Origin of the sequence: Kribbella sp. HUAS MG21, from assembly GCF_040254265.1 — a bacterium.
Taxonomy (GTDB): Bacteria; Actinomycetota; Actinomycetes; order Propionibacteriales; family Kribbellaceae; genus Kribbella.
The window spans coordinates 5,915,504-5,940,261 of the sequence record NZ_CP158165.1; the positions used below are offsets into that span (position 1 = coordinate 5,915,504).

The window sequence follows — 24,758 nt, forward strand, 5'->3', positions numbered from 1 at the left end:
CACCGATCCGGTGCGTGGGGTGTTGGTGGAGGAAGTGCCTAACTCGACGGAGGAGGAGGTGCGGGGCGCGGTTGGGCGGGTGGCTGCGGCGTATCCGGAGTGGCGTGCCTGGGGTGTGGGGGAGCGGGCCGCGGTCGTGGCGAGAGCGGCGGAGTTGTTTGCGGAGCGGGCCGACGAGTTGGCCGCGATCATGACGCTGGAGATGGGGAAGCGGGTCAGCGAGGGGCTGGGAGAGGTCGGCATCGTGGTCGACATCTTCCGGTACTACGCCCAGCACGGGCCCGCGTTGCTCGCGGACGAGCCGATCGACATCAAGGGCGGGAAGGCCGTCATCACCAAGGGGCCGATCGGGCCGCTGCTCGGGATCATGCCGTGGAACTTCCCCTGCTACCAGGTCGCCAGGTTCGTCGCGCCGAACCTCGTGCTCGGCAACACGATCCTGCTCAAGCACGCCTCGATCTGCCCGCGGTCCGCGCGCGCGATCGAGGAGATCCTGCACGCGGCCGGCGTACCCGAGGACGTCTACGTGAACACGTTCGCGTCCAGCCGGCAGATCCCCGCGATCCTCGCCGACCCGCGGATCGCCGGCGTCTCGCTGACCGGCAGCGAACAGGCCGGCATCTCGGTCGCCGCCGAGGCCGGGAAGCACCTGAAGAAGACCGTGCTCGAGCTCGGCGGCTCGGATCCGCTGATCGTCCTCGACACCGACGACCTGGACGAGACCGTCAACGCCACCGCGACCGCGCGGATGCGGAACTGCGGCCAGTCCTGCAACGCGCCCAAGCGGATGATCGTCCTGGCGGACATCTACGACGAGTACGTCGACCGGCTCACCAAGCGCGTCACGGAGTACTACGTCCCGGGCGACCCCGCCGACCCCGCGACGAAACTCCCGCCGCTCGCCTCCGCGGCCGCCGCGGACGAGGTCGCCGCCCAGGTCGCGACGGCGGTCGAACAGGGCGCCACCCTGCGCACCGGCGGCCGCCGAATCACGCCCGGCGCCTATCTCGAGGCGACCGTCCTGACCGACGTCACCCCGGCGATGGACGCGTACTACGAGGAGATCTTCGGCCCGGTCGTCATCGTGTTCCGGGCCGAAGACGAGGACGACGCGGTCCGGCTCGCGAACGACACCCCGTTCGGCCTCGGCGCCTCGGTCTGGGGGACCGACCCCGACCGCAACCGCCGGGTCGCGGACCGCATCGACGCCGGCATGGTGTACCTGAACCGCGCCGGCGGCTCCCAGGCCGACCTCCCGTTCGGCGGCATCAAACGCTCCGGCCTCGGCCGCGAACTGGGCCCGGCCGGCATCGAGGAGTTCATGAACAAGAAGTCCATCCGGCTCTGATGGCAGGAAGCGGTCATCCCGCCGCGGACGGAGGCGATGCCGGTCACGCTGGGCTGCGATGATCCGTGACCGAGAGCGATACAGATGAGCTACCAGCAATGGCCGCCGCCGCAGGGTCAGCCGTACCCCGGACCACCACCAAAGCCGCCGCGCCGCCACGACCCAGTGGCCGTTGCCCTGGGCAACGCTTCGCTACTGGGCCTGGGGTACTTCCTGGTCCGTCGCTGGCTCCTCGGCATCCTCGGTCTCGCGGGTACGGCGGTGCTCGTCGTCCTCCTGTACCAACGCCGCGACGGCGGCTACCAGTACGCCGTACTCGGCTGGGGACTCCTGCAGGTCGTCCACGGCTGGCTCCTCGCCCATCGCCGGCCCCCGCGCGCCGCCAGCCTGCCCCAGCGGATCGTCGCGCTCGGCGTCACCGTCGTGGTGCTGGCCGCGGTCGGCTTCCAGCGGTACGACGCCCAGCGCATCGACGCGGAGGCGGTCGCGGCACGCGAGGCCGGCGACTGCGCCGGAGTCCGGGCAGCGCAAGCGAAGTACGGCGCCGGGCATCGGATCGGGGACGCGCCCCGGACCGTACGCGTCGAGTCCGACGTCGAGGCCTGCAATCGGATCGAGGTGGTCGCGGACAAGCTGCGTACCGCGACGGCGGTGGCCGATGTCCTCGCGATCGAGTCCGCCTTCGGTCAGCTGACCGCCATCATCCGGCAGCCCGACCAGGTGCCGACGGTGGAGAAGGTCGTCGACCGGTTCGTCGGCAGCTTCCCGCTCGGCGAGCCGTGCCGGACGGTCGCGGTCACAGAGTGGCTGCGGTCCCGCAAACCGGCCGGCAACATCCTCGACCGGCCGAACGCGCTGGTCCCACGGATCGAGCCGAACGCGCTGCTCGGCTGCGCCGACGGCCAAGCGGGGAAGGCGGACTGGGCGAAGGCACGCAACACCTACCAGCTGCTCGTGACCCGCTACCCGCGCGCCAAGCAGGCGATCCGGGCCCGCGCCGGGGTGCAGAAGGCCGATCACGCGATCCTGCAGGCGAAGATCCGCGCGGAACTGGCGCGGGTGCGGGAGCTCGTCAGCTCGGGCGAGTACTGCTCGACGCCCGCGAAGTACAGTCCCGCGCCACGGCTCCGCAGCGGAGTGAACCGCGCGGCGTTCTTCGGCAGCGAGTACACACGCCAACTGCCGACGGGATGGCGGGCCGGCACTGCCGACACCGCCGCCCTGGTGATCTGCGCGGGGGAGGAGGAGTCCGGCTCGGCGGTCCGCACTTGCCAGTACCGGCCGTTCTTCGGTTCCGGCCGGATCACCGACGTCACCTTCTACAAGATCGCCGTTCCGGTCCGGGTGTACGAGTTGCGCACCGGCCGGCTGATCAGGACCAGCAAGGTGCAGATCAGCGGCTCGGTCTGCCCGGCGACGATCTCCTACACGACGTACAACGGCATCGGCAGTCCCGACCCGTACGAGGAGGTGAAGCCGACGGCCGCCACCATCCAGGCGGCGTTCCGGCCTCTCGTCGTCCGGCCGTGAACGGCGCATACTGTCGGTAACCCAGCGGGCGCGTGGCGAAGGGGAGCCGATGATGAGCGTGCCGGGCGGTTACTCCATCAAGACGTACCGCTATCTGCGGATGGCGATGGTGGCCATGATCGTGCTGCTCGGGGCGGCGCTGGTGATCGAGTGGTCGAAGACCGATCCGCACTGCCTGCAGACCTCGATCAGCGCGTACTACTACACGCCGGTGCGGGCGATCTTCGTCGGCGCGCTGATCACCATCGGGGTCTGCATGGTGGTGCTGAAGGGCAACACCGAACCCGAGGACATCCTGCTCAACGTGGCCGGCATCCTCGCGCCGGCCGTCGCGCTGGTGCCGACGCCGGGCCAGGGCAGCTGCCACTCGGTGCCGGTGGCCCTCGGCGACGCGGCGGCGAACGTCTCGAACAACATGCTCGCGGTGTTCGTCGTCGGCCTGCCGTGCCTGCTGCTGGCCGCCGTCTTCATCGTCCGGGACCGGATCGTGCGACCGGCCGGCTGGACGCCGATGTACGTGCTCGGCCTCGCGGTCGCGGCGCTGATCTTCGGCGGCGGACTGTGGTGGTTCCTGACCGACCGCTCCGGGTTCATCGCGAACGCGCACTACGCCGCCGCGATCGTGATGTTCGCATGCATCGTCGCGGTCGTACTGCTGAACGCGGAGCAGTTCCGGCGCAAGCAACGCGAGCACGCGGCCCCGCACTCACCGGCCAACCGGTACTCCGTGATCGCCATGGCGATGGTCGTCGTACCGGTGGCCATGTTCGCGTGGAAGCGCCTTGTCGGCTGGGACCACGCCGTGCTGTGGATCGAGGGTGCGCTGATCGTGCTGTTCGCGGCGTTCTGGATCAGCCAGACGCAGGAGCTGTGGAACGAAGGGCTGCGTCAGGAGTTGCCGCGGTCGCAGGCCACGCCGTCGCCGTTGCGGTCGAGCGCCGCCGAGTAGCCGGGCTCCCCACGGTGCAGCGGGGCCTTGCCGGCGGCGCGGGCCTCGGCGCAGCTGCGGAACACGACCGCCGCAGTCGTCACCGGGACCACGGTCGGCGTCGGCGTCGTCCGGGGTGCCGTCGGTGACGGCTCGGTCGGCTCCGGCGTCGGGCGCGGCGTCGGCGTTGGCGTCGTCGGCGGCGGCGAGGTGGCACCAACCGTCGACGGACTCGGCGACGTGCCCGGTGCCGTCGGCGGTGAAGTTGGCGACGTGGTCGGCCCAGCGCTGGTCTGCGCCGTGCTCGGCTCGGCCGACGATGTTGTCGGTACCGACGTCGTGTCCGTCGTGGGTGCGCTCGTCGGGACCGGCGTCGGTTCCGACGTTCGCACCTGCAGCGAGCCCACGGTGTCGTCACCGCCGCCGAACGGGTTGAACAGCACCGCGGCGATCAGCGCGAGCGGTACGGCCAGGATCGCGCCGACCTTGACCCTGCTCGGTCCGCCGTACCGGCCGATCGGGCCGCGGACCGGCTCGCCGGCCTCGTTGACCCAGAACCTCCAGCCGGCCGGTGCGGGCGGCCAGGACTCGGACGGGCGCCAGTGCTTCGGTGGTTTCCAGCGTTTGGTGGGCGGGTCGGGCCAACCGGGCGCTGCGTTGAACTGCCTCACTCTTCCTCCCCCAGTACCGGCAGCAGCCTAGCGAGCCGGAGGCCGACGCGCCCGGGGAGGTCTAAGTCTCATTGACAGACTCAGATGGCCGGTGTGAGGCTCAGTCCATGACGGAGACTCAGCGGGCGACCCGCAGCCGGACCTTCGAGTGGGCGGATCCGGCGGAGACGGCGGCGCGGCTCGGCCGCGCGTCGGGGCTGGAGATGCTGCGGGCGATGCGCGACGGCGAACTGCCGGCGCCGCCGATCCTGCATCTGATCGGCGGCACCGGGTTCGAGGTCGAGGAGGGCAAGGTCACCGTGCTGATGCCGGCGGCCGAATTCCACTACAACCCGCTCGGCAGCGTGCACGGCGGCGTCATCGCGACCCTGCTCGACACCGCCGCCGGCTGCACCGTGCACTCGTCACTGCCCGCGGGCGTCGGCTACACCTCACTCGACCTGATGACGCGCTTCGTCAGGCCGGTCACGACCGACTCCGGCCTGCTCCGCTGCGAGGGCGGGATCATCAGCCGCGGCCGTCGTACGGCGGTCGCCGAAGCCCACCTGTACGACGAACGCGGCAAACTCCTCGCCCACGCAACGTCAACCTGCCTGATCTTCGAGCTCCCGCAGGCCTGAAACTCAGTTCTGGTCGGCCAGCAGCTTCTCGGAAGCGACCAGGCGGACGCAGGTGGCCAGGCCGGTGATTGCGGCCTCGACCTCGGGTAGCTCGGGGTACGTCGGGGCGATCCGGATCACCTGGTCGGTCGGGTCGTCGCCGTACGGGTGCGTGGCGCCGGCCGGGGTGATCGCGATGCCGGCCGCCTTCGCCTTCGCGACCACCTCGCGGGCGCAGCCCTCGGGGACCTCGAGGCTGACGAAGTAGCCGCCGGCCGGCGCCGTCCAGGACGCGAGGCCGGTGCCGCCGAGCTCGGCGGTGAGGATCTTGTCGACGGCGTCGAACTTCGGCCGGATCAGCTCGGCCAGCGTCCGCATGTGCGCGCGCAGGCCCTCGGCGTCGCGGAGGAACTGCACGTGCCGCAGCTGGTTGATCTTGTCCGGGCCGATGCTGCGCTTCACCGTGTGGCTCAGCCACCACTCGACGTTCGCCGGCGAGGACCCGAAGAACGCGACGCCGGCGCCGGCGAAGGTGATCTTCGAGCTCGACCCGAACACGAACGCGCGGTCCGGGTTCCCGTTCTCGGCGCAGAGCGCGAGCACGTCGGCCAGCTGCGCGGGGGAGTCGGTCAGGTGGTGCACGGCGTACGCGTTGTCCCAGAAGATCCGGAAGTCCGGCGCCGCGGTCCGCATCGCGGCGAGCCGGCGGACCGTCTCGTCGGAGTACACCGTGCCGTCCGGGTTGCTGTACTTCGGCACGCACCAGATGCCCTTGACCGCGCTGTCCTCGGCGACCAACCGCTCGACGACGTCCATGTCGGGGCCTTCGGGCGTCATCGGCACCGCGACCATCTTGATCCCGTACCGCTCGCAGATGCCGAAGTGCCGGTCGTACCCCGGGACCGGGCAGAGGAACGTCAGCCCCTCGACGTCGGCCCAGCGCTGCTCCGCGCCCGGCACCTTGCCGAGCAGCGCGAACACGATCGCGTCGTGCATCAGCTCGAGGCTCGAGTTCCCCGCGGCGAGCAGCTGGTCGACCGGCACCTGCAGGTCCTCGGCGAAGATCGCCCGCACCTCGGGCAGCCCGGTCAGGCCACCGTAGTTGCGCAGGTCGGTGCCGTCGGCGGCGACCGGGTCACCGCTCAGGCCGAGCACTCCGTTGGCCGCGTCCAGCTGCTTCGGCGACGGCTTCCCGCGCGTCAGATCCAGCTTGAGCCCCTTCGCCACCAGCGCTTCGTAGTCCTGGCGGGCACGCTCGACCTGGGCAGTCAGCTCATCGACACTCACGGGGAGTCCTTTCACAAGTACTAGGTGTTGGACCCCAGCCTAGTGACGGACCTTCCGGTGCCGTGCGCCGGGAGTCCGTCAGTTGCGCTTGCAGCGCGGATAACGCGGATCCCACGGCGGACAGGTGGGGAACCCCGGCGGCGGCTTGACGGTGGCCGTCGGCCGTGTCGGCGGTGGGACCGGTGGAGTCACCGGCGGCGTCGGCGGTGTGGTCGGCTGGGCCTTGCTGCCGTTCGAGACGAACAGCAGGATCGTCGCGCCTTCCGGGGCACCGTCGGACTGCCGCGGGCTGGTCCACGCCACCATGCCGGCCGGCGCGTCGGAGTCGACCGGACCACCGGGGGCGATCCGGGCCTTGAAGCCCATCGACTGCAGCTTCAGCGCGGCGGCCGCCGGCGTCATGCCCTTCAGGTACGGCAGGTCCTTCACGTTGCCGCGGATGATCTTGTCGTCGGGCTTGACGAACTTGCTGCTCGGCAGCCCCTGCAGGGCGAGTTGCATCGCGGTCTGCCAGATCGGGCCCGCGGTGCCGGAACCGGACGCGTCGTCCATCTCCTTGCCGTTGAAGGTCTGGCCGATCATGTTGCCCGCCGGCGGGTCTGCGTCGGCGACAACGGCCGCTGCGGACAGCTTCGACGAGTACCCGGCGAACCAGACGGCGAAGTTGTCGTCCGTCGTACCGGTCTTGCCCGCCAGGTCGCTGTTGCCGAACTTGAGCTTGGATCCGGTGCCGCCCTTGGCCATCACCTGTTGCAGGACGTAGTTGACGCCGTCCGCGACGCCCGGCGACAGGACCCGGTGACAGTTCGGGCCCGGCGTCTGGAACGCCTTCCCGGTCTTCAGCGAGGCGATCGAGGTGATGATCTGCGGGGTGCAGTAGATGCCCCGGGCGGCGAACGTCGCATACGCGTTCGACAGCATCAACGGCGTGATCAGACCTGCCGAACCGAGCGTGAACGACACCACCTGCTCGAGCGGCTTGCCGGTCTGGGCGTCGCGCATGCCGAGCTTGGACGCGATCGTGGCGACGGGGCACAGGCCGATCTGCTGCGAGAGCTGCAGGAAGTACGTGTTGGTCGAGGCCTTGGCCGCCTCGACCATCGTCGGGTCGAGCACGGTCCGCGTCGAGTTCTTCGGGTTGTACGAGTCGTCCGACGTCGGACCGTCGCACGTGCTGAAGGTCTCGCCGCTGAGCGCGAGCGTCTGCGGCGAGCGGATCCGGTACGTCGTCGGCACGCCGCGGCCGATCGCGGCGGCGATCGTGAAGGCCTTCATCGTCGACCCGTTCTGGAAACCGCCGAAGCCGCCGGCGTAGGACTTCTCGACGTTGTAGTTGTACGCCGTCTGCCCCTTCTTCGCGCCGTACGTGCGGCTCTGCGCCATCGCCTTCACCAGGCCGGTGCCGGGCTCGACCAGCGTGATCGCGGCGATCACGTCGTCGGTCGGCTTCGAGTGCTTCGTGACCGAGGCCTCGGCGGCGGCCTGCATCTTCTGGTCGAGCGAGGTCCTGATCACCAGGCCGGAGGTCTCGATGTAGTTCTCGCGTTCCTCCGCGGTCTTGCCGAAGGCGGCGTTCTCCTTCAGCTTCGACACCACGTACTCGCAGAAGAACGGGTACGTCGAGTTCGCGCAGCCGCTCGGCACCACCCGGACCTTCGCGGGGTCGATCACCGGGGTCTTGATCGCGTCCTGGGCCTGCTTGGCGGTGATGATGTTCAGTTCCTGCATCCGGCGCAGCACGACGTCGCGGCGCGCCTTGGCCCGCTTCGGGCTGTCGATCGGGTCGTACCCGGTCGGGTTCTTCACCAGGCCGGCCAGCATCGCGGCCTGCGGCAGGTTGAGCTTGGCGGCGTGCACGCCGAAGTAGTGCATCGCGGCCGCCTCGATGCCGTACGAGCGGTCGCCGAAGAACGCGAGGTTCAGGTAGCGGTTCAGGATCTCGTCCTTGCTGAGCTCCTTCTCGACCGCGATCGCGTAGCGCAGCTCGGCGATCTTCCGCTCGTACGTCTCGGCGGTCGCCTGCTTGACCTCCTCCGGCGACCGGGCCTTGTTGATCAGGCTCAGCTTCACGTACTGCTGGGTGATGCTCGAGCCGCCTTGCTGGACGCTGCCGCCGGACTGGTTGCGCAGCAGCGCGCGGAGCGTGCCCTTCAGGTCCATGGCGCCGTGCTGGTAGAAGCGGTCGTCCTCGATCGCGACGATCGCCTTGAGCATCACCGGGCTGATCTGCTTCAGCGTGACCGGCGTCCGGTTCTGCTGGTACAGGGTCGCGATCGTCTTGCCGTCCTTGTCCTGGATCACCGACTTCTGCGCCAGCGGCGCGGTCTGCAGGTCCTGGGGCAGGTACTGGACGGTGTCGTGTGCCTTGGCCGTGGTCACGCCGGCCAGGCCGGCGAACGGCAGCGCCAGTCCGGCGGCGAGCGCTCCGGCGAGCGCACTGACCACCAGGAACAGGAACACCGACCACACGACATTGGGCCGCTGGGCCCGTCGCTCGCCTCTGTGCATGGTTGGGCAGAGTACGTGAGCAGAGCGCTTTCCGGGAGTCTCCTCGTTACGGAATTTACACATTAGCCCAACGATCTCACCCTCAGTGATCGAATCTTCACCTTCGGATGATCATGCCACCCCCGGTTCAGGGCTCGATCAGCACCTTCAGGGCCGTGCGCTCGTCCATCGCTCGGTAGCCGTCCGGGATCCCGTCGAACCCGACGGTACGGTCGAAGACCTTGCCAGGTGCAACGGTTCCGTCGAGGACACCGGGCAGCAGCCGCTCGATGTACGCGCGGGCCGGGGCCGGGCCGCCGGTCAGCGTGATGTTGGGCAGGAAGAGCGTCGAGAAGCCGATCGGCGCCTCGGCGTACTGCGGGACGCCGACCCGGCTGATCACCCCACCGGGCCGGACCACGCCGAGGGCCTGTTGGTAGGCCGGCAGGTGGCCGACCGCCTCGAGGACGACGTGCGTACCGTCGCCGCCGGTCAACTCGCGGACCTTGGCGATCCCTTCCTCGCCGCGCTCCGCCACGACGTCCGTCGCGCCGTACTCGACGCCGAGGTCGGTCCGGGCCTTGTGGCGGCCCATCAGGATGATGCGCTCGGCACCGAACTGCTTTGCCGCCAGTACGGCGAGGAGGCCGACCGCACCGTCGCCGATGACAGTGACCGTGGTCCGCGCCGACACGCCACCCTTGAGCGCCGCGTGGTACCCGGTGCCGTAAACGTCCGACAGGGTGAGCAGTGCCGGAAGAAGGGCGGGGTCCTCGCCGCCGGGCACCTTGACCAGCGTGCCGTCCGCCAGCGGTACGCGGACCGCCTCCGCCTGACAGCCGTCGACACCGTCCGCGTTCCAGAAGCCGCCGTGCCGGCACGACGTCTGCAGGTCCTCGCGGCAGAAGTCGCAGGTCCCGTCCGACCAGGCGAACGGCGCGATCACGAAGTCGCCCTTCCGCAAGGTGGTCACGTCGCGCCCGACGTCCTCCACGACACCCACGAACTCGTGGCCCATGGTCTTTCCGCCGGGCGTGTCGGGCAGGTTGTGGTACGGGTGCAGGTCGCTGCCGCAGATGCAGGATCTGACCACCCGCACCACGGCGTCCGTCGCTTGCCGGATCACCGGATCCGGTACCTCGATCACGCGCACGTCTCCGGCGCTGTACAGGTAAGTAGCTCGCATGGCTCCAGTGAAGGCGGCTCCGGACGGTCGTGGCAGTGCCGCTCGTTCCAGGTAACGCCAGTGCCTCCCTCGGCCGGGGTGGCGTCCGTAGGGTGGAGGGCATGGACCACCGGGCCGAGATCAAGGAGTTCCTGAGCTCCCGGCGCGCTCGCCTCACGCCGGAGCAGGCCGGTCTACCGGCGTACGGCGGCAACCGTCGGGTGAAAGGTCTGCGCCGCGAGGAGGTCGCACTCCTGGCCGGTGTCTCGGTGGACTACTACGTACGCATGGAGCGCGGAAATCTGGCCGGTGCGTCCGAGAGCGTGCTGGAGGCCCTCGCCCGGGCGCTGCAGCTGGACGAGGCGGAGCGGGACCATCTCTTCACGCTCGCCCGCGACTCGGCCTCGAGGCCGGTCCGGCAGCGATCGGCCTCGCAAGGCCTTCGCCCCGCGCTGCAGCAGGTCCTGGACACGATCGCCGACGCACCCGCGTGGATCCGCAACAGCCGCCTGGACATCGTCGCGGCGAATCAGCTGTCGCGGGCGTTGTACGCGGCGATGTTCGCCGAGCCGCGCCGGCCGCCGAACACCGCCCGGTTCACCTTCCTGGACCCGGCGTCGCAGGAGTTCTTCGTGGACTGGGAGCGGGCGGCCGACGACATCGCGGCGGTACTGCGGTTGGAGGCGGGCAAGAACCCGCACGACAAGGCCCTCAGCGACCTGATCGGTGAGCTGTCCACCCGGAGCGAAACGTTCCGGACGCACTGGGCGGACCACAACGTCCGCTTCCACCGCTCCGGCCGCAAGCGGCTGCGGCATCCGGTCGTCGGCGACCTCGAGATCGACTTCGAGGCCATGGAGTTCCCCTCCGACCCGGGGCTGACCATGGTCGTCTACACCGCCCCCGCCGGCAGTCCCACCGCCGACGCGTTCAGGCTCCTGGCGAGCTGGGCGGCCACCCAGCCAACTGTTGCTCAAGACAACGGATAGCCAGCTGTCCGGCTCGGACGCGGGTGAGCGCGTCACCGATGTCGTACCTGGGTGAGTACGTCGGGGAGGCTGCCGAGGACGGTGAGGCGTTTCGTGGCCCGGGTGACGGCGACGTAGAGATCGGAGAGGCCGCGGTCGGACCCGGCGACGATGCCGGCCGGATCGGCGATCAGCACCGCGTCGAACTCGAGACCTTTGGACTGCGGTACGTCGAGCAGCGCTACCGCGCCGTCGAGCACCGCCGGGTCGTGGCTGTGGGCAACCTCGGGGAGCGCGGCGGCGAACTCGTCGTACCGGGCGGCCGGGACGATGACCGCCGTCCGGCCGTCGCCGATCGCCTCCTGCTCGGACTTGATCGCGACCCGCAGCGCGTCGGCGAGTGCCTCGGCGGGGACCGGGTCGACGTACGGCTCGACACCGGTCTCCCGGACCGACGCCGGCGGCTTCAGCGTCGGGTCGATCGCCGCGAGGATGCCGGCGGCGAGGGACATGATCTCGGTCGGGGTCCGGTAGTTGACGGTCAGCTCCGCGGTCCGCCAGCGCCGCGGGGCGTAGCGCTCCAGGAGTTCGGTCCAGGACCGGACCCCGGCCGCGGAGCCGGCCTGCGCGATGTCGCCGACAAGCGTCATCGAGCGGCGCGGGCAGCGGCGCATCAGCATCCGCCAGTCCATCGCGGACAGTTCCTGGGCCTCGTCGACGATCACGTGCCCGAACACCCAGGTGCGATCCGAGGCGGCCCGCTCGGCGAGGCTCGCCGGCGCCTCGATCAGCCGGGTGCGCTGGGCGATCAGGTCCTTGAACTGCTCGATCTCCCACGGCTCGATCGTGATCCGGTCCGCGGTCAGCTCGATGTCGACGACGCCCCGCGCGTACTCCCGGTTCGCCGCCGTGGCCACCGCCTCGTCGGCCGCCTGACGTTTGCGTCCGGCAACGACCGCCGCGGTGTCGCCGAGCTGTTCGGCGGCTTCGTCGAGCAGCGCGACGTCGGTGCGGCTCCAGTCCGCGGTGAGTGGTCGCAGTACGGCGGAACGCTCGGCGGCGGTGAGGTACGGCGCGGCGGCGGCCAGGCGGGTGTCAGACGAGAACAGGACCGAGACGAGCAGCTGCGGCGTGAGCTCGGGCCACAACCGGTCGAGCAGCTCCAGCACCCGGTCGTCCTCGAACACCTCCCGCTCGATGTCCTCGACGTCCGCCTCCCCGACGTACTGCCGGCCGATTCGTTCGACGATCTGGTGGGCGAGCGCCTTGACGATCCGCCGGACGAAGAGCGGCCGCGCCCTGTTGTGCAGCGGTTGGGCCGTCAACGCTGCTTGTTGTGCCTTGCGGATCGCGGCGGGACGCAGTACCAGCTCTTCCTGGCCGACCTTGAGCCGGATCGGCTCGGCCGGTACGACGCGGAAGCCCGCGGCGGCCTTCTCGAGTACGTCGGCCATCGCGAGGTCGCCCTTGATTCGCGCGGCCTCGGGCGACTCCGGCGCGGTCGCCACGACACCGGGGTACAGCTCGGCGGTCGTCGCGAGCACGACGTCGGTCTCGCCGAGCGAGGGCAGCACCTGGTCGATGTAGCGCAGGAAGGTGCTGTTCGGCCCGACGACGAGTACGCCGCTCCGCCCGAGCTGCTCGCGATGCGTGTACAGCAGATAGGCCGCGCGGTGCAGCGCGACCACGGTCTTGCCGGTCCCCGGGCCACCCTGGACGACCAGCACCCCCGGCAGCTCCGACCGGATGATCTCGTCCTGCTCGGACTGGATCGTCGCGACGATCTCGTTCATCCGGCCGGTGCGGCCCGCGCTCAGCGAGGAGAGCAGGGCCGCCTCGCCGATCAGCGTGCTGCGTTCACCGTCGCCGAGCGCGTCCGCGTCCAGCAGGTCGTCGTCGACACCGACGACGGTGCGGCCGTGCAGGCGGATGTGCCGGCGCCGTTTGACGCCGAGCGGTTCCGCGGCCGTGGCCTTGTAGAACACCTGCGCGACCGGCGTCCGCCAGTCGATCAGGATCGGGTTGTAGTCGTCGTCGAACAACCCGATCCTGCCGATGTGGAACCGGTCGCCGGCGGTCTCGTCGACGCGCCCGAAACACAGTCCGCGTTCCACCGCCGACAATTGCGAGAACCGCCCGGAATACAACTGCGTGAACGATTCCCGCTCCGACGCCGCCTGTTCGGTTCCCGTTGTTGCCTCACCCTGCACCCGGCGCAACTCGGTCCGCGCCTTTTCCCGCAACACGTCCAGCCGCTCGTACATGGCCGTCACTTCGCCTTGCTCAGCAGCGATCTCGCGCTCCAGCACCCCTGCCCCCGATCCCCTTGCACAAATCCGCGGAGTTTGATAATCTGAACTCAGAAGCCCCAAGAGGGCTTCTTTTTCGTTGTCCGACACAAACACCCAACGGTACCCAATGGCGGGGATTTACCGCAAGAGATTCAGAGGGGACCGAGCACGTCCACCGGGTTCGGGATCGGCTGGGCTCAGCCCGCCTTCCAGACGACCGCGTCGAAGGTAGCGCGCGAGTCCAGCCCGCCGCCGTCGCCGAGCGCGGAGACCTTGAGCCTCGCGATGTTCCGGCCACTCGTGCGTACGCACAGCACCGTCGTCTTCGAGAGTTTCACCTTGTCGCGGCTGCCCAGGGCGCCGACAACGTTCGAGCAGTCCTGAGGTCCTGGCAGGTTGCCGGTGCCGGTCCACTGCGCTATCAGGGTGCCGTTCCAGCCGCTCATCTCGTTGTCGTACAGCATGTAGACGTCGCCTTGGTCGGCGTAGCCCACTGGCTCCGGTGGCACGGCGTCCAGATCCTTCGCCTCGGTGCTGAGCAGCAGCGCCCCCCGCCAGAGTTGGCTTCCGGCAGGCGCAGCGCTCGGAGACGGGCCCGGCGACGGGGTCTGGCTGGACACCGGAGTGCTGGTCGGTGCCGATCCGGACGTGGATGCGGCCGGCGACGGCGTAGGTGCGACGGCCGGCCCGGCTCCGGTGTCCTTGTCGTCGCCGGAGGAGGCGACAACAGGAACCAACGCTGCGATCAGAGCTGCGACGACCGTTGCCCCGGCGGCGATCCAGGCACCCTTCTGGTGTTTGCCGAACCAGCTTCCGTCGTGAGTGTCCGAGGCGTTCGCAGGTGGTTCGTCGTCTGCCACTGTACTCATCGCCCCCACTGCTCAAGACGGTCCAGGTAGGCCGGAAGGTTAGCAGTCCGTGAGGCCACCGGCAGTGCCCGGATTCAGGACGCGTTCGATCACGTCGGCGACCATTTCGCGCGGAATGGGGCGGTGGGCAACGAACCGGCGGTAGAAGAACGGGCTGGTGAGCAGGTCCGCGGTCAGTTCCGGATCGGTGTCGGGCGGCAACTCACCGCGTTTCCGGGCGCGCTCGAGGACCTCGAGCAGCGGCCGGCGCCGGCGGTTGGTCAGGTCGGTGTGCAATTTCGACAGTGCCGGGTCGCGTTCCGCGGCGTCGATGAACGCCGCCAGCAGCCGAGGGAACGGGGTCCGCTCGAGCAGCGTCACGAACGCGCTCAGGATCTCCGTGACGTCCCCGGTCACCGACCCGGTGTCGGGGGTGGGGAACGGGCGGAACGTGGCGTCCATCGCGTCGATCAGCAGCGCCCCGGTCGTCGGCCAGCGGCGATACAGCGTCGCCTTGCTGGCGCCTGCGCGGCGCGCAACCGCCTCCATCGTGAACCCGGCCAGCCCGGCATCGTCCAGTACGTCGAGCGCGGCCGTCAGCATGCGCTGCCGGGCGCCGTCTCCCCGCGAGACCATTGCTCCACCTCCATCGAAACGCTATCGTACCGTTAGCTGAAGAGTACGGATCCGTTTCGATAGCTGGTGACGTCAGATGAGAACCACCTACTGGGCAGTGACTGCGATCGTCGTGGGGGAGTGCGCCGTCGGTGGCGCCATGGACCTGTTCCGGATGCCGCCGTTCTACCCGATGCTGGTCGAGCTGGGATATCCGAGCTACCTCGCGACGATTCTCGGTATCGCGAAGCTCGCCGCCGCGGTGGTCATCGCCGTACCGCGACTGCCCCGCCTGAAGGAGTGGGCGTACGCCGGCGTGCTGATCAACATGACCGGCGCAGCGGCGTCCAACGCGGCCGAGCACCACTACTCCGGGACGATCGCCCCGCTCACGTTCGCCGCGCTGGCACTCGCGTCGTGGGCGATCCGTCCCCTGAGCAGACGGCTCTAGCGGCTGAAGCCGGCGGTGAGGCCGCTGAGGAGTTGGCGGCGGCTGACGGCGTAGAGGATGACGATGGGCAGGGTGGTGAGGACGACCGAGGCCAGGACTGCCGGGACGTTCACGCTGTACTGGCCCTGGAAGGTCCACAGCGCCAGGGGGAGGGTGCGCTTGTCGGGGCTCTGGGTCAGGATCAGCGGTAGCAGGAAGCCGTTCCAGACGCCTAGCCCGTTGTAGATGCTGACCGTCACCAGCGCCGGGCGGGTCAGCGGCAGCGCGAGGCTGCGGAGCATGCCCCACTCGGAAGCACCGTCGACACGCATCGACTCGAAGAGTTCCTTCGGGACGTCCCGGATGAAGTTCGCGAGCACGAGCACGGACAGTGGGATCGAGAACGCGATCGACGGCAGGATCAGCGCGAGCAGGCTGTCGTACAGCCGCATCCGGATGATCAGCAGGTAGACCGGGATGATCGTGGCCTGCAACGGGATCGCCAGCCCCATCAGGAACAACCCGTTGACTCCGGCGAGGAACCGGCTGCCGGCGCCGCGGATGATCGCGTACGCCGCCATGAACGAGATCGCGACCGCCGGGAGGATCGTGCCGGCGGTGACGATCACGCTGTTCAGGAAGTACCGCGGGAAGTCGGACTCGACGACCAGCTGGTAGTTGCCCATGGTCGGGTCGGACGGCAGCGCGAACGGGTTCTGGCTGAAGTACGCGCTCTGGTCCTTGAAGCTGGTGACGACGATCCAGTACAGCGGGACCAGCACGATGCCGAGCCAGATCCAGCCGGCGAGTCCGCCGAACCAGTTCAGCTGCAGCAGCTTGCGCGCGCGGAACGACGTCGTCGGTGCGGGAGTGGTCGTCGTACTCGAGGAACTGGTTGCCACGGCCATCGGTCACGCACCTTCCTGCTGGCTGGCCGTCGTACTGCCGCCGAGCCGCCGCAGCAGCAGGGCGAGCGCGAGGCCGAGCAGCACGATCAGGGCGGCGATGACACTCGCCGGACCCATCCGGTTCGACATGAAGCCGCGCTGGTACATGTCCAGCGCGAGCACGCTGGTGGCGTCACCAGGGCCGCCCGCGGTCAGGACGAAGATCAGGTCGAAGAAAGTCAGCGAACCGACCACCATCAGCGTCGACGACGTGATGATCGTGTACTTCAGCTGCGGCACGGTGATGCTGAAGAACTGCCGGATCCGGCCGGCGCCGTCGATCGACGCCGCCTCGTACATCGTGGTCGGGATCTGCCGGACGCCGCCCTGGTAGATCAGCGAGTGGAACGGGATGAACTGCCAGGACACGATGAAGATCACCACGGCGAGCGCGAGGTCGCCGCGGCCGAGCCAGTCCTGGGTCAGGAAGCTCAGCTTCAGGCCCGGGCCGAGGCCGAAGTTCGGGTCGAGCAGGGCCTTGAAGGTGATCGCGATCGCGGCCGAGCTGAGCAGCAGCGGGATGAAGTACAGCACCGCGAGGAACGCGCGGTACCGCTGCCGCCCGGCGAGGAACGTGCCGAGCAGCAGGCTCAGCGGCGTCTGCACCACCCACGAGAGGATCATGATCTCGAAGGTCACCAGGATGCTGTGCGGCAGCTGCGGGTCGGTGAGCACGGACCTCCAGTTCGACAGCCCGGCCGCGTGGATCGCGCCGAGCCCGTCCCAGCTGGTGAAGCTCAGCACCAGTACGCCGACCAGCGGGACGACCCCGAACACGACGAACAGCACGAGCGCCGGCAGCACCATCCAGGCCACCGGCCCGCTCCGCCCGACCCCGGCCGCCGGACGCTGCTGAGTGCCCGTAGGCGCGACGGGCGGAGCGGTAACAGTCACTGGCCGATCACCGCGTTCATGTTGCTCGCGAACTGCTGGGGGGAGATCGAGAGCTGGAAGAGCTTGGCGATGTTGTCGAGGAGGGTTTCGGCCTGGGTCGGGCTGAGGGCCTGGTCCCAGGACTGGGCGAAGTTCTTCGCGTTCGCCGCGGTGTCGTAGATGAAGTTCAGCCAGGCGGCGTCGTTCTTGTCGGTGATCGACGAGAGCTTGTCCTTCGCGCTCTTCACGACCGGGATGTTGCCCGACTTCACCCAGGCCTCGACGGTGGCGTCGTCGAGGGTGTTGTTCGCGATGAACTTCTTCGCGGTCTCCTTGTCGGCGTCGCTCGCCTTGGAGGAGATCGACATGTACTGCCCCGGGTTGCCGACGGTGGCGCTCGGGTCGCCCTTGCCGCCGTCGACCGGCGGGAAGTTCATGTAGCCCATGTGCCCGCCGGTGACGAAGTCGCCGCCGGAGGCCTTCATGTTCCCGTACGTCCAGGCGCCGTGCAGCATCATCGCCGCCTTGCCGGTGAACAGCAGCGCCTGGTCGGCGTTGGAGTCCGCGGTGATCGACGAGAAGCCCTTGACGAAGCCGTTCGCCTTGATCAGCTTCTGCATCTCCTCGAGGGCCTTGAGCGCCGACGGGTCGGACCAGGCGTCCTTCTTGCCGTCGAAGATGTTCTGGAAGACCTCGCTGCCGCCGATCCGGTCGAACAGGAACTCCAGCCACATCATCGAGGTCCACCGGGACTGGCCGCCGAGCGAGAACGGCGCGATGCCCTTCTCGTTGAACTTCGGCACCAGGTCCAGGATGTCGCCCCACGACTGCGGCGGTTCCGCGCCGATCTTGTCGAACGCGCGCTTGTCGTAGAACAGCACGATCGGCGTCACGGTCTCGCCCGGCACCGCGTAGAGCTTGCCGTTCACCGTCGCCGCCGTGAAGGCGGACGGGAAGATCGAGTCCTTCAGCTCGGTCTGCTGGTTGAACCAGTCGGTGAGGTCCTCGACCTGGCCGGCCTCGACGTACGCCTTGAGGCCGCCGCCGCCCCAGCCCCAGATCAGCGTCGGACCCTGGCCCGCCCCGATGGCGGTCTTGATCTTCTGCTTGAACGCGTCGTTCTGGAACATCGTGGTCTTGATCTTGGTGTCCGGGTTCGCGTCGTTGAACCGCTTGACCTGCGCTTCCCGGATGGTCTGCTGCGGCTGGCCGGTGAGGAACCAGTACGTCGCCCCGGAGCCGCTCGCGCCGCCGGCTCCGGTGGTCGACCCGGGCGTGGTCGTCGGGCCGGAGCTGCCGCAGGCAGCGAGGCCGGCCGCGAGTGCGCCACCGCCGACCAGGCCGAGGAAGGTACGCCGAGATGTCGTCATGGGATCCACTGTGATCTCCGTACTCCGATGCTGCCCCGCAGGCTGCGGAAGCACCTGCCGATATGACTTGTTTTCGAAACATAGATTTCGGAGATTGGACTGTCAAGACTTGAACAAAGGACTTTTCGGGGTCACAGTGAGGTCACGCAATCGCCTGCTGAGCAGGGAGATTCGCGGACCGCCGGGATCCCGGCCGGTTGACCGGAGAGCTTCGAAAATGTTTCGATAATTGCTCACCGAAACGAATCACCATCAAGGGAGATTTTCTTGTCCATCGAGACTGAGCGGCCGTGGCGCGACCCGTCCCTGCCCGCCGCGGAGCGGGCCGGCCTGCTGCTGGCGGCGATGACTCTGGAGGAGAAGATCGCCCAGCTCGGCAGCCGCTGGGCCGGTAACGACATGGCCGACACCGAGCTTCCCGAGGACGAGACGATCAACGTCGCGCCGATGGAGGACGTGTTCGCGGTCGGCGGTACGCCGTCGCTCGAGGACGCGAGCCGCGACGGTCTCGGACACCTGACCAGGGTCTGGGGCAGCTACCCGCAGACCGTCGAGCAAGGTGTCGCCGAGGTGGTCCGGCAGCACGAGGTCGTGCTGAAGGAGTCGCGGCTCGGTGTGCCCGCGCTGGTCCACGAGGAGTGCCTCACCGGGTTCACGACGTACGGCGCGACGGTCTACCCGGCGTCGATCGCCTGGGGTGCGACGTTCGACCCGGCACTGGTCGAGCGGATGGCGGCCGCGATCGGGCGGGACATGGCGGCGGCCGGTGTGCACCAGGGGTTGTCGCCGGTGCTCGACGTCGTCCGCGACTACCGGTGGGGCCGGGTCGAGGAGACGATCGGCGAGGATCCTTACCTGGTCGGGATTCTGGGGTCGGCTTATGTGCGCGGCCTGCAGAGCGCGGGCGTGCTCGCGACGCTCAAGCACTTCGCCGGGTACTCCGCCTCGCGCGCCGGGCGGAACCACGGACCTGTGTCGATGGGCCGGCGTGAGCTGCTGGACGTCGTACTGCCGCCTTTCGAGACCGCGATCGCGACGGCCGGCGCGGCGTCGGTGATGAGCTCGTACGCCGACCTGGACGGGCTGCCCGCGAGCGCTGACCCGTGGCTGTTCACCGACGTACTGCGGGACGACTGGGGCTTCGAGGGCACCGTCGTGTCGGACTACTGGGCGGTGCCGTTCCTGGCGTCGATGCACCATGTTGCCGCGGACAACGATGCCGCCGGCGTCCTGGCGCTGACGGCGGGGACGGACGTGGAACTGCCGGACACCGTCGGCTTCGCCGGCCTGCTGGACAAGGTGAAGGCGGGCGAGGTGCCCGAGGAACTGATCGACCGGGCGGCGCGACGCGTGCTGCTGCAGAAGGCACAGCTCGGCCTCCTCGACGAGGACTGGGCCCCGGAAGCGTCAGTGAGCGCACAGGGCCTCGATCTGGATTCGGAGCGGAACAGGGCGATCGCCGCCGAGCTCGCCGAGAAGTCGGTCGTCCTGCTCGACGCCGGCTCCGTTCTGCCGTTGACGAACCTCACCAAGATCGCGGTGGTCGGGCCGTGTGCCGACGAGCCGCGGACGTTGATGGGTTGCTATGCGTTCCCGAACCACGTCCTTCCGCGGTATCCGGACCGCGAGCCCGGGATCGAGATCGCGTCACCACTTGATGCCCTGCGCAACGAACTGTCCGGTGTGGAATTCGCCTACACCAAGGGCTGTGAGGTCGTGGGCGACGATCGCTCCGGCTTCGAAGAGGCTGTGGCGGTGGTCCAGGACTCGGATGCATGCGTGGCCTTCGTGGGTGACTTGTCGGGCTTGTTCGGGCACGGGACGTCCGGGGAGGGGTGTGATGCGGAGGATCTGCGGCTGCCCGGCGTCCAGGGTGAACTGCTCGACGCATTGCTCGACACGGGGAAGCCGGTTGTCGTGGTGGTCGTCTCAGGGCGGCCGTATGCGCTCGGGGCGTTCGCGGAGCGGGCTGCCGGCATCGTGCAGGCGTTCCTGCCCGGGCAGGAGGGCGCGGCGGCGATCGCGGGTGTCTTGAGCGGGCGGATCGTGCCGAGTGGGAAGCTGCCGGTGCAGATCCCGCGGCACGTCGGTGGGCAGCCCGGTACCTACCTGCAGCCGGCGCTGGGAAGCGTGGAGAGCGCGGGCATCAGCGGCCTCGAGACGCGTCCGTTGTACCCGTTCGGGTACGGCGCGTCGTACACGAGTTTCACGGTCGCCGATCTCCGGTTGAGCGTGCCGGAGATCGGCAACGACGGCGAGTTCACCGCCACGGTGCGGGTGGCGAACACGGGCGACCGGAGCGGCGACGAGGTCGTGCAGCTGTACCTGCGCGACGTCGTCGCCCGGGTCGCCCGGCCGCTGAAGCTGCTCACCGGTTTCGCGCGGGTGTCGCTCGCGCCAGGTCAGGCGGTAGACGTCACGTTCCGGGTACATGCCGATCGCACCGCGTACACGGGCCCTGATCTGCGGCGGATCGTGGAGCCCGGGGACTTCGAGGTGATGGTGGGCACGTCGTCGGCGGACCTGCCGTGTCGTGGCATGCTGCGGATCACGGGAGATGTGAGGGTGGTGGGGCACGACCGCGTCCTCACGACGCCGGTCGCGATCGACGAGGCGGTCCCGAACAGCGAGGACGGTGGAGGAAGGTGATGAGATGCCCAGGTTGAAGGGCCGCGTGACGCTGGCGACGGTGGCCGGGACGGCCGGTGTCTCGGTCGCCACGGTCTCCAAGGTGCTGAACGGGCGCAGCGACGTCTCACCGGCCACCCGCGCCCGGGTCCAGGAGGTTCTCGAGCGGCACGGGTACGTCGGACGCCGCCCGGAGCCGACCGAGCGGGACACGATCGAGCTGTTCTACCAGGGCGTCGTGAACGCGTACTCGGTCGAGGTGATCCAGGGCGTGGTCGAGGCCGGGAAGACGGCCGGTGTCGACGTCGTCCTGACCTCGCACCCGAAGCACCCGCCGGGCACCGTCGCCTCGTCGCCGGGCCGGACCGCGTCCTGGATGCGGCAGTTGATCGGCAGCGGCCGCCGGGCCGCGATCGGCATCACCAGCGAGCTGTCCGACGCCGACCTCGCCGCTTTGGCCCGGGCCAGGCTGCCGTTGGTCGTCATCGACCCCGCGAACACCCCCGAGCCCGGCATCGTCAGCGTCGGCTCGACGAACTTCGCCGGCGGGATGGCCGCGACCCAGCACCTGCTGTCGCTCGGTCACCGCCGGATCGCGTACGTCGGGGGACCGCCGACGTCCGGGTGCAACCAGGCCCGGATGAGCGGCTACCGCAGTGCGATGGAGGCGGTCGGCGCCGACGTACCGGCGGACTACGTCTGGCTGAGCGACTTCCTGTACGACGACGGACTGGCCGGCGGCACCAAGCTGCTCGACCTGCGGGACCGGCCGACCGCGATCTTCGCCGGCAGCGACGAGGTCGCGCTCGGGATCCTGGAGGCGGCGCGGGCGCGCGGCCTGCGGGTGCCGGAGGACCTCAGCGTGGTCGGCTTCGACGACACCGAGGTCGCCCGGCTGGCCTCCCCGCCGTTGACCACGGTCCGGCAGCCGCTGCGCGAGATGGGCGCGGTCGCGCTCCGGACGGCGCTGCAGCTGGCGGCCGGCGAGCAGGTGGCGTCGCACCACGTCGAGCTGGCGACGTCGCTGATCATCCGCGGCTCGGCTGCACCACCCGGTCTGTCGTCGGTCGCCGCGTCCTGATCATTCCTTGCGGTCCGCAAGGGCCCTGGTCGCGAAGACGGCGGCAGTCAGCACGATCCCGGACAGAACGGCGAGCAGGGTCAGCGGTACGGCGTTGGCGCCGGCCGGCTGGTCGTTCGACAGCACGGTCATGATCGGGCGGATCGGTGAGCTCCAGCGCAGTAGCAGGACCAGCAGGATCACGGCGGCCGCGGGTGAGCATCGCGATCCCGATCCGCGCGATGACCAGCCGCGAACACAGCAGGCCGATCGCCACGCCGATCATCGCCGCGCCGAGCTGAGCGGCCGCGCCGACCCCGAGATCGCCCGCGGTGACGACGTGCTTGCCGGTGACGATGGGGTACACCAGGCCGATCACCAGCAGCGGCACGCACCAGGTCAGCACCACGGCGACCGTGATCGCCAGCACCCGCAACGAGCTGCCCGTCATCACCAGCGTGATCTTGCGCTGGGTCGGGTCCTCGTGGTTGACGATCGCGACCGTCAGCCAGGTCGTGCAGACGAGCATGGCCAGCACGCAGAACGCGTACGACGACTGCAGCGGCCCGCTGTCGGACGTCGTACCGACGGCCATCGCGGCGAGGAAGATCAGCGTCGGCGGGAGGTACCGCTGGGACAGCAGCACAGTGGTCAGCAGGTAGCGGTAGAGCGCGCTCACTCGGGATTCACCTGCCGTACGGCGACGACCGACCAGCCGTGGTTGAGCGCGGTCAGCAGCGCCGCGTTGTGCCGGCCGGTCGGCAGCATCACGGTGACGCCGGCCTCGGTACGGCGTACCTCGACGACGTCGGGGTGCTGGTCCCAGTCGATCGCGGCGCCCGGGATCAGCCGCAGCTCGGTGAGCTCGGTCTGCCGGCGCACGGCGCTGAGCCGGCCGCGATCGAGCTCGCAGACCCGGGTCGCGGTCGAGCGGACGACGTCGGCGGAGTGCTCGGTGAACGCGACGGCGGCGCCTTGCGCCGCAGCTTCGGCGAGGAGTTCGCGCAAGGTCGAGTGGGCGGTGGCGTCGAGGCCGGACCACGGTTCGTCGAGGACGAGCAGTTGGGGTGGATCGAGCAGCGCCTGAGCCAGCGCGACCTTCTGCGCGTTGCCCTTGGAGAGCTTCCGCATCGGGGTGTCTGCTCCGCCCGACAGCGCGAGTCGGTCGAGCAGGACGTGCGCTCGCTCCCGTGCCGTCTTCGTCGCGAGGCCCCGGATCCGTCCCATGTGCGTCAGGTACGCCGCCGCGGAGAGCCGGTCGTGGGACGTGAAGACATCGGGGACGTAGGCGACGACGCGGGCGTTCCGCCGTACCGTTCCGGTTGATGGTCGCGACAGGCCGACCATCAAGCGCAGCACGGTCGACTTTCCGGAGCCGTTCGCGCCGACCAGTGCGAGCAGCTCACCGGCGTTCAGGTGCAGGTCGACGTCCGCTAGAATCTCGCGGCGCCCGTACCGTTTGGACACCTTCCGCAGCCGGACCACTTCCATGCGGTGAGCCTATCCGGGCGAGCGGTCGTGTCAGGCCGACGGAGACCGCGAGGGACGCGGCCGCGCAGGCTGTCATCACCGGAGCGGCCGCGGTGAGGTCGGCGAGCGCGCCGGCCAGGATCGCGACCACGCCGAACGTCGTCATCCGGAGCGCGGACTCCATCCCGAGCACCTGCCCGCGCAGCTCAGCCGGGGTCAGCTCGACGAGGAGCTCCTGCTGCGCCAGCGAGGCGGCGTACCCACTGCTGCCGACCGCGACCAGCACACAGAGCACGGCAAGGGGGAGCTCGAACGCGAAGCCCAGGAACGGTACGGCGAGCAGGAACCGCAGGTAGCGCGCCACGACGAGGCGGCGCTGCCGGGTGAGGTAGCGGCCGACCACCAGGTCTCCGGTCATCATGCCGGCGGCTCCGGCCGCGAGCAGCCAGCCGGCGCGCGGACCGGCGTACGGGACGAAGAGGGCTTCACAGCCGACGATGAGTCCGTTGGGGAGGGTGAGCGCGAGCAGCAGCGGACGAGTACGGCGCTCGGCCAGCAGCCTGCGGTTGCCCCGCCAGGTCTCCGCGAGTCCGGTCCGCGCGACCCGGCGGGGCGCGCGGTCGTGCAGGCCGAAGCGAATGACCGGTACGGCGAGGACGGCGCAGCCGGTCGCGATCCACAACACGGTCGACGGGCTGACCGCCTGCAGCAGAACACCCGCGACACCGAAGCCGGCGATCTGCATCGCGCCGACGGACAGGTTCATCGCGGACCGGCCGAGGACAAACTCGTCGGAGCGCACCACCTCGCCGAGCAGTCCCCAGCGCACACCGGCCCCGATCGAGAGCCCGTACGCGACCGCAAGCGAGAGCAGCAGCCGAAGGCCGGGGGACAGGTCCACCGCGGCTTGGATGCCGACCGCAACCGTCGAGAGCACCGCGAGCAGTGTGAGCACCCGGCGCGGACGGGCCGTGTCGGCGGCGGACATCAGTGTGGACACGCCGAGCACCTGCGCGAGTGACGGCCCGAACATGATCGCGGCCGCGAGCAAGGCGGAGCCGGTGGCGGCGTCGACCAGGATCGCGAGCGTCAGGCTGGTCATCGTCGACGACGCGTTGCCCAGCGCGCTGCTGACCCACAGGTTCCGGAACTCCCGGTTGGCGAAGATCGCGCGGTACGTACTCATGGCCCGCAGCATCGACCGCCGGCGCGGCGTCACCTACAGTTTCGGGTGGAGGCGAAA

At 69.5% G+C, this 24,758-nt stretch carries 21 protein-coding genes; 8 read left to right on the plus strand and 13 right to left on the minus strand.

Translation table 11 applies throughout. The annotated features are described in order from the left end of the window. Nucleotides 1-34: 34 nt before the first annotated feature. The 3 genes from ABN611_RS28650 to ABN611_RS28660 all read left to right on the plus strand — a co-directional run bounded on the left by ABN611_RS28650 (nt 35) and on the right by ABN611_RS28660 (nt 3,827). The gene (locus ABN611_RS28650; RefSeq protein ID WP_350275350.1) at nt 35-1,348 is read left to right on the plus strand and encodes an NAD-dependent succinate-semialdehyde dehydrogenase; all 1,314 of its coding nucleotides are present in this window, start codon (nt 35-37) and stop codon (nt 1,346-1,348) included. A gap of 84 nt (nt 1,349-1,432) precedes the next feature. Then, nucleotides 1,433-2,878, plus strand: coding sequence for a hypothetical protein (locus ABN611_RS28655; protein ID WP_350275351.1), 1,446 nt, complete (start codon nt 1,433-1,435; stop codon nt 2,876-2,878). A 49-nt stretch (nt 2,879-2,927) separates the two neighbouring features. Next, nucleotides 2,928-3,827: a hypothetical protein gene (locus ABN611_RS28660; RefSeq protein ID WP_350275352.1), complete on the plus strand. Its 900-nt coding sequence runs from the start codon at nt 2,928-2,930 to the stop codon at nt 3,825-3,827. On the opposite strand, the gene ABN611_RS28665 is transcribed toward ABN611_RS28660, so the two are convergent. Continuing rightward, the gene (locus ABN611_RS28665) at nt 3,767-4,477 is read right to left on the minus strand and encodes an excalibur calcium-binding domain-containing protein (RefSeq protein ID WP_350275353.1); all 711 of its coding nucleotides are present in this window, start codon (nt 4,475-4,477) and stop codon (nt 3,767-3,769) included. The two genes, ABN611_RS28660 and ABN611_RS28665, sit on opposite strands and share 61 nt — an antisense overlap. 107 nt (nt 4,478-4,584) lie before the next feature. Between ABN611_RS28665 and ABN611_RS28670 the strand changes: the two genes are divergently transcribed. Continuing rightward, nucleotides 4,585-5,097, plus strand: coding sequence for a PaaI family thioesterase (locus ABN611_RS28670; protein ID WP_350275354.1), 513 nt, complete (start codon nt 4,585-4,587; stop codon nt 5,095-5,097). A 3-nt stretch (nt 5,098-5,100) separates the two neighbouring features. Here the strand turns inward: ABN611_RS28670 and ABN611_RS28675 are convergent, their stop codons facing one another. From ABN611_RS28675 to ABN611_RS28685, 3 genes are all read right to left on the minus strand, one after another. Next, the gene (locus tag ABN611_RS28675) at nt 5,101-6,363 is read right to left on the minus strand and encodes an aminotransferase class I/II-fold pyridoxal phosphate-dependent enzyme (RefSeq protein WP_350275355.1); all 1,263 of its coding nucleotides are present in this window, start codon (nt 6,361-6,363) and stop codon (nt 5,101-5,103) included. 78 nt (nt 6,364-6,441) lie between these two features. Then, nucleotides 6,442-8,871 carry a transglycosylase domain-containing protein gene (locus ABN611_RS28680; RefSeq protein ID WP_350275356.1) on the minus strand — a complete coding sequence of 810 codons (2,430 nt, stop codon included), beginning with the start codon at nt 8,869-8,871 and terminating at the stop codon, nt 6,442-6,444. A gap of 127 nt (nt 8,872-8,998) precedes the next feature. Then, the gene (locus tag ABN611_RS28685) at nt 8,999-10,036 is read right to left on the minus strand and encodes an alcohol dehydrogenase catalytic domain-containing protein (protein WP_350275357.1); all 1,038 of its coding nucleotides are present in this window, start codon (nt 10,034-10,036) and stop codon (nt 8,999-9,001) included. Nucleotides 10,037-10,137: 101 nt separating this feature from the next. Between ABN611_RS28685 and ABN611_RS28690 the strand changes: the two genes are divergently transcribed. Further along, complete coding sequence (locus tag ABN611_RS28690) at nt 10,138-11,004, plus strand: helix-turn-helix transcriptional regulator (protein WP_350275358.1); 867 nt, start codon at nt 10,138-10,140, stop codon at nt 11,002-11,004. 32 nt (nt 11,005-11,036) lie between these two features. On the opposite strand, the gene ABN611_RS28695 is transcribed toward ABN611_RS28690, so the two are convergent. The 3 genes from ABN611_RS28695 to ABN611_RS28705 form a co-directional block, all read right to left on the minus strand. Then, nucleotides 11,037-13,247, minus strand: a complete 2,211-nt coding sequence (locus ABN611_RS28695) for an ATP-binding domain-containing protein (RefSeq protein ID WP_350275359.1) — start codon at nt 13,245-13,247, stop codon at nt 11,037-11,039. Between the two features lie 224 nt (nt 13,248-13,471). Next, a complete protein-coding gene (locus ABN611_RS28700; protein WP_350275360.1) occupies nt 13,472-14,143 on the minus strand; it encodes a hypothetical protein in 672 nt (223 codons plus the stop codon). A 39-nt stretch (nt 14,144-14,182) separates the two neighbouring features. Then, a complete protein-coding gene (locus ABN611_RS28705; RefSeq protein WP_350275361.1) occupies nt 14,183-14,758 on the minus strand; it encodes a TetR/AcrR family transcriptional regulator in 576 nt (191 codons plus the stop codon). A gap of 76 nt (nt 14,759-14,834) precedes the next feature. On the opposite strand from ABN611_RS28705, the gene ABN611_RS28710 reads away from it, so the two are divergent. Continuing rightward, nucleotides 14,835-15,188: a DoxX family protein gene (locus ABN611_RS28710; protein ID WP_350275362.1), complete on the plus strand. Its 354-nt coding sequence runs from the start codon at nt 14,835-14,837 to the stop codon at nt 15,186-15,188. Here ABN611_RS28710 and ABN611_RS28715 read toward each other — a convergent pair. The 3 genes from ABN611_RS28715 to ABN611_RS28725 form a co-directional block, all read right to left on the minus strand. Continuing rightward, nucleotides 15,185-16,075 (minus strand): carbohydrate ABC transporter permease, encoded by an 891-nt coding sequence (locus ABN611_RS28715; protein WP_350275363.1) that lies wholly within the window; start codon nt 16,073-16,075, stop codon nt 15,185-15,187. The two genes, ABN611_RS28710 and ABN611_RS28715, sit on opposite strands and share 4 nt — an antisense overlap. Nucleotides 16,076-16,078: 3 nt before the next feature. Then, nucleotides 16,079-16,921, minus strand: a complete 843-nt coding sequence (locus tag ABN611_RS28720) for a sugar ABC transporter permease (RefSeq protein ID WP_350281700.1) — start codon at nt 16,919-16,921, stop codon at nt 16,079-16,081. A gap of 83 nt (nt 16,922-17,004) precedes the next feature. After that, on the minus strand, nt 17,005-18,357 hold the full coding sequence (locus tag ABN611_RS28725; protein WP_350275364.1) for an extracellular solute-binding protein: 1,353 nt from the start codon (nt 18,355-18,357) through the stop codon (nt 17,005-17,007). A gap of 267 nt (nt 18,358-18,624) precedes the next feature. Between ABN611_RS28725 and ABN611_RS28730 the strand changes: the two genes are divergently transcribed. Continuing rightward, nucleotides 18,625-21,006: a glycoside hydrolase family 3 N-terminal domain-containing protein gene (locus ABN611_RS28730; RefSeq protein WP_350275365.1), complete on the plus strand. Its 2,382-nt coding sequence runs from the start codon at nt 18,625-18,627 to the stop codon at nt 21,004-21,006. Nucleotides 21,007-21,010: 4 nt separating this feature from the next. Further along, nucleotides 21,011-22,066, plus strand: a complete 1,056-nt coding sequence (locus ABN611_RS28735; protein ID WP_350275366.1) for a LacI family DNA-binding transcriptional regulator — start codon at nt 21,011-21,013, stop codon at nt 22,064-22,066. Here the strand turns inward: ABN611_RS28735 and ABN611_RS28740 are convergent. Genes ABN611_RS28740 through ABN611_RS28750 form a run of 3 tightly spaced genes read right to left on the minus strand, consistent with a single transcriptional unit; the run spans nt 22,014 to nt 24,701 of the window. Then, complete coding sequence (locus ABN611_RS28740; RefSeq protein ID WP_350275367.1) at nt 22,014-22,724, minus strand: hypothetical protein; 711 nt, start codon at nt 22,722-22,724, stop codon at nt 22,014-22,016. The two genes, ABN611_RS28735 and ABN611_RS28740, sit on opposite strands and share 53 nt — an antisense overlap. After that, nucleotides 22,721-23,536, minus strand: a complete 816-nt coding sequence (locus tag ABN611_RS28745; protein WP_350275368.1) for an ATP-binding cassette domain-containing protein — start codon at nt 23,534-23,536, stop codon at nt 22,721-22,723. Before ABN611_RS28745 ends, ABN611_RS28740 begins: the two co-directional genes overlap by 4 nt. Continuing rightward, a complete protein-coding gene (locus tag ABN611_RS28750; protein ID WP_350275369.1) occupies nt 23,448-24,701 on the minus strand; it encodes an MFS transporter in 1,254 nt (417 codons plus the stop codon). The genes ABN611_RS28745 and ABN611_RS28750 overlap by 89 nt, the downstream gene beginning before the upstream one ends. Between the last annotated feature and the right edge of the window lie 57 nt (nt 24,702-24,758).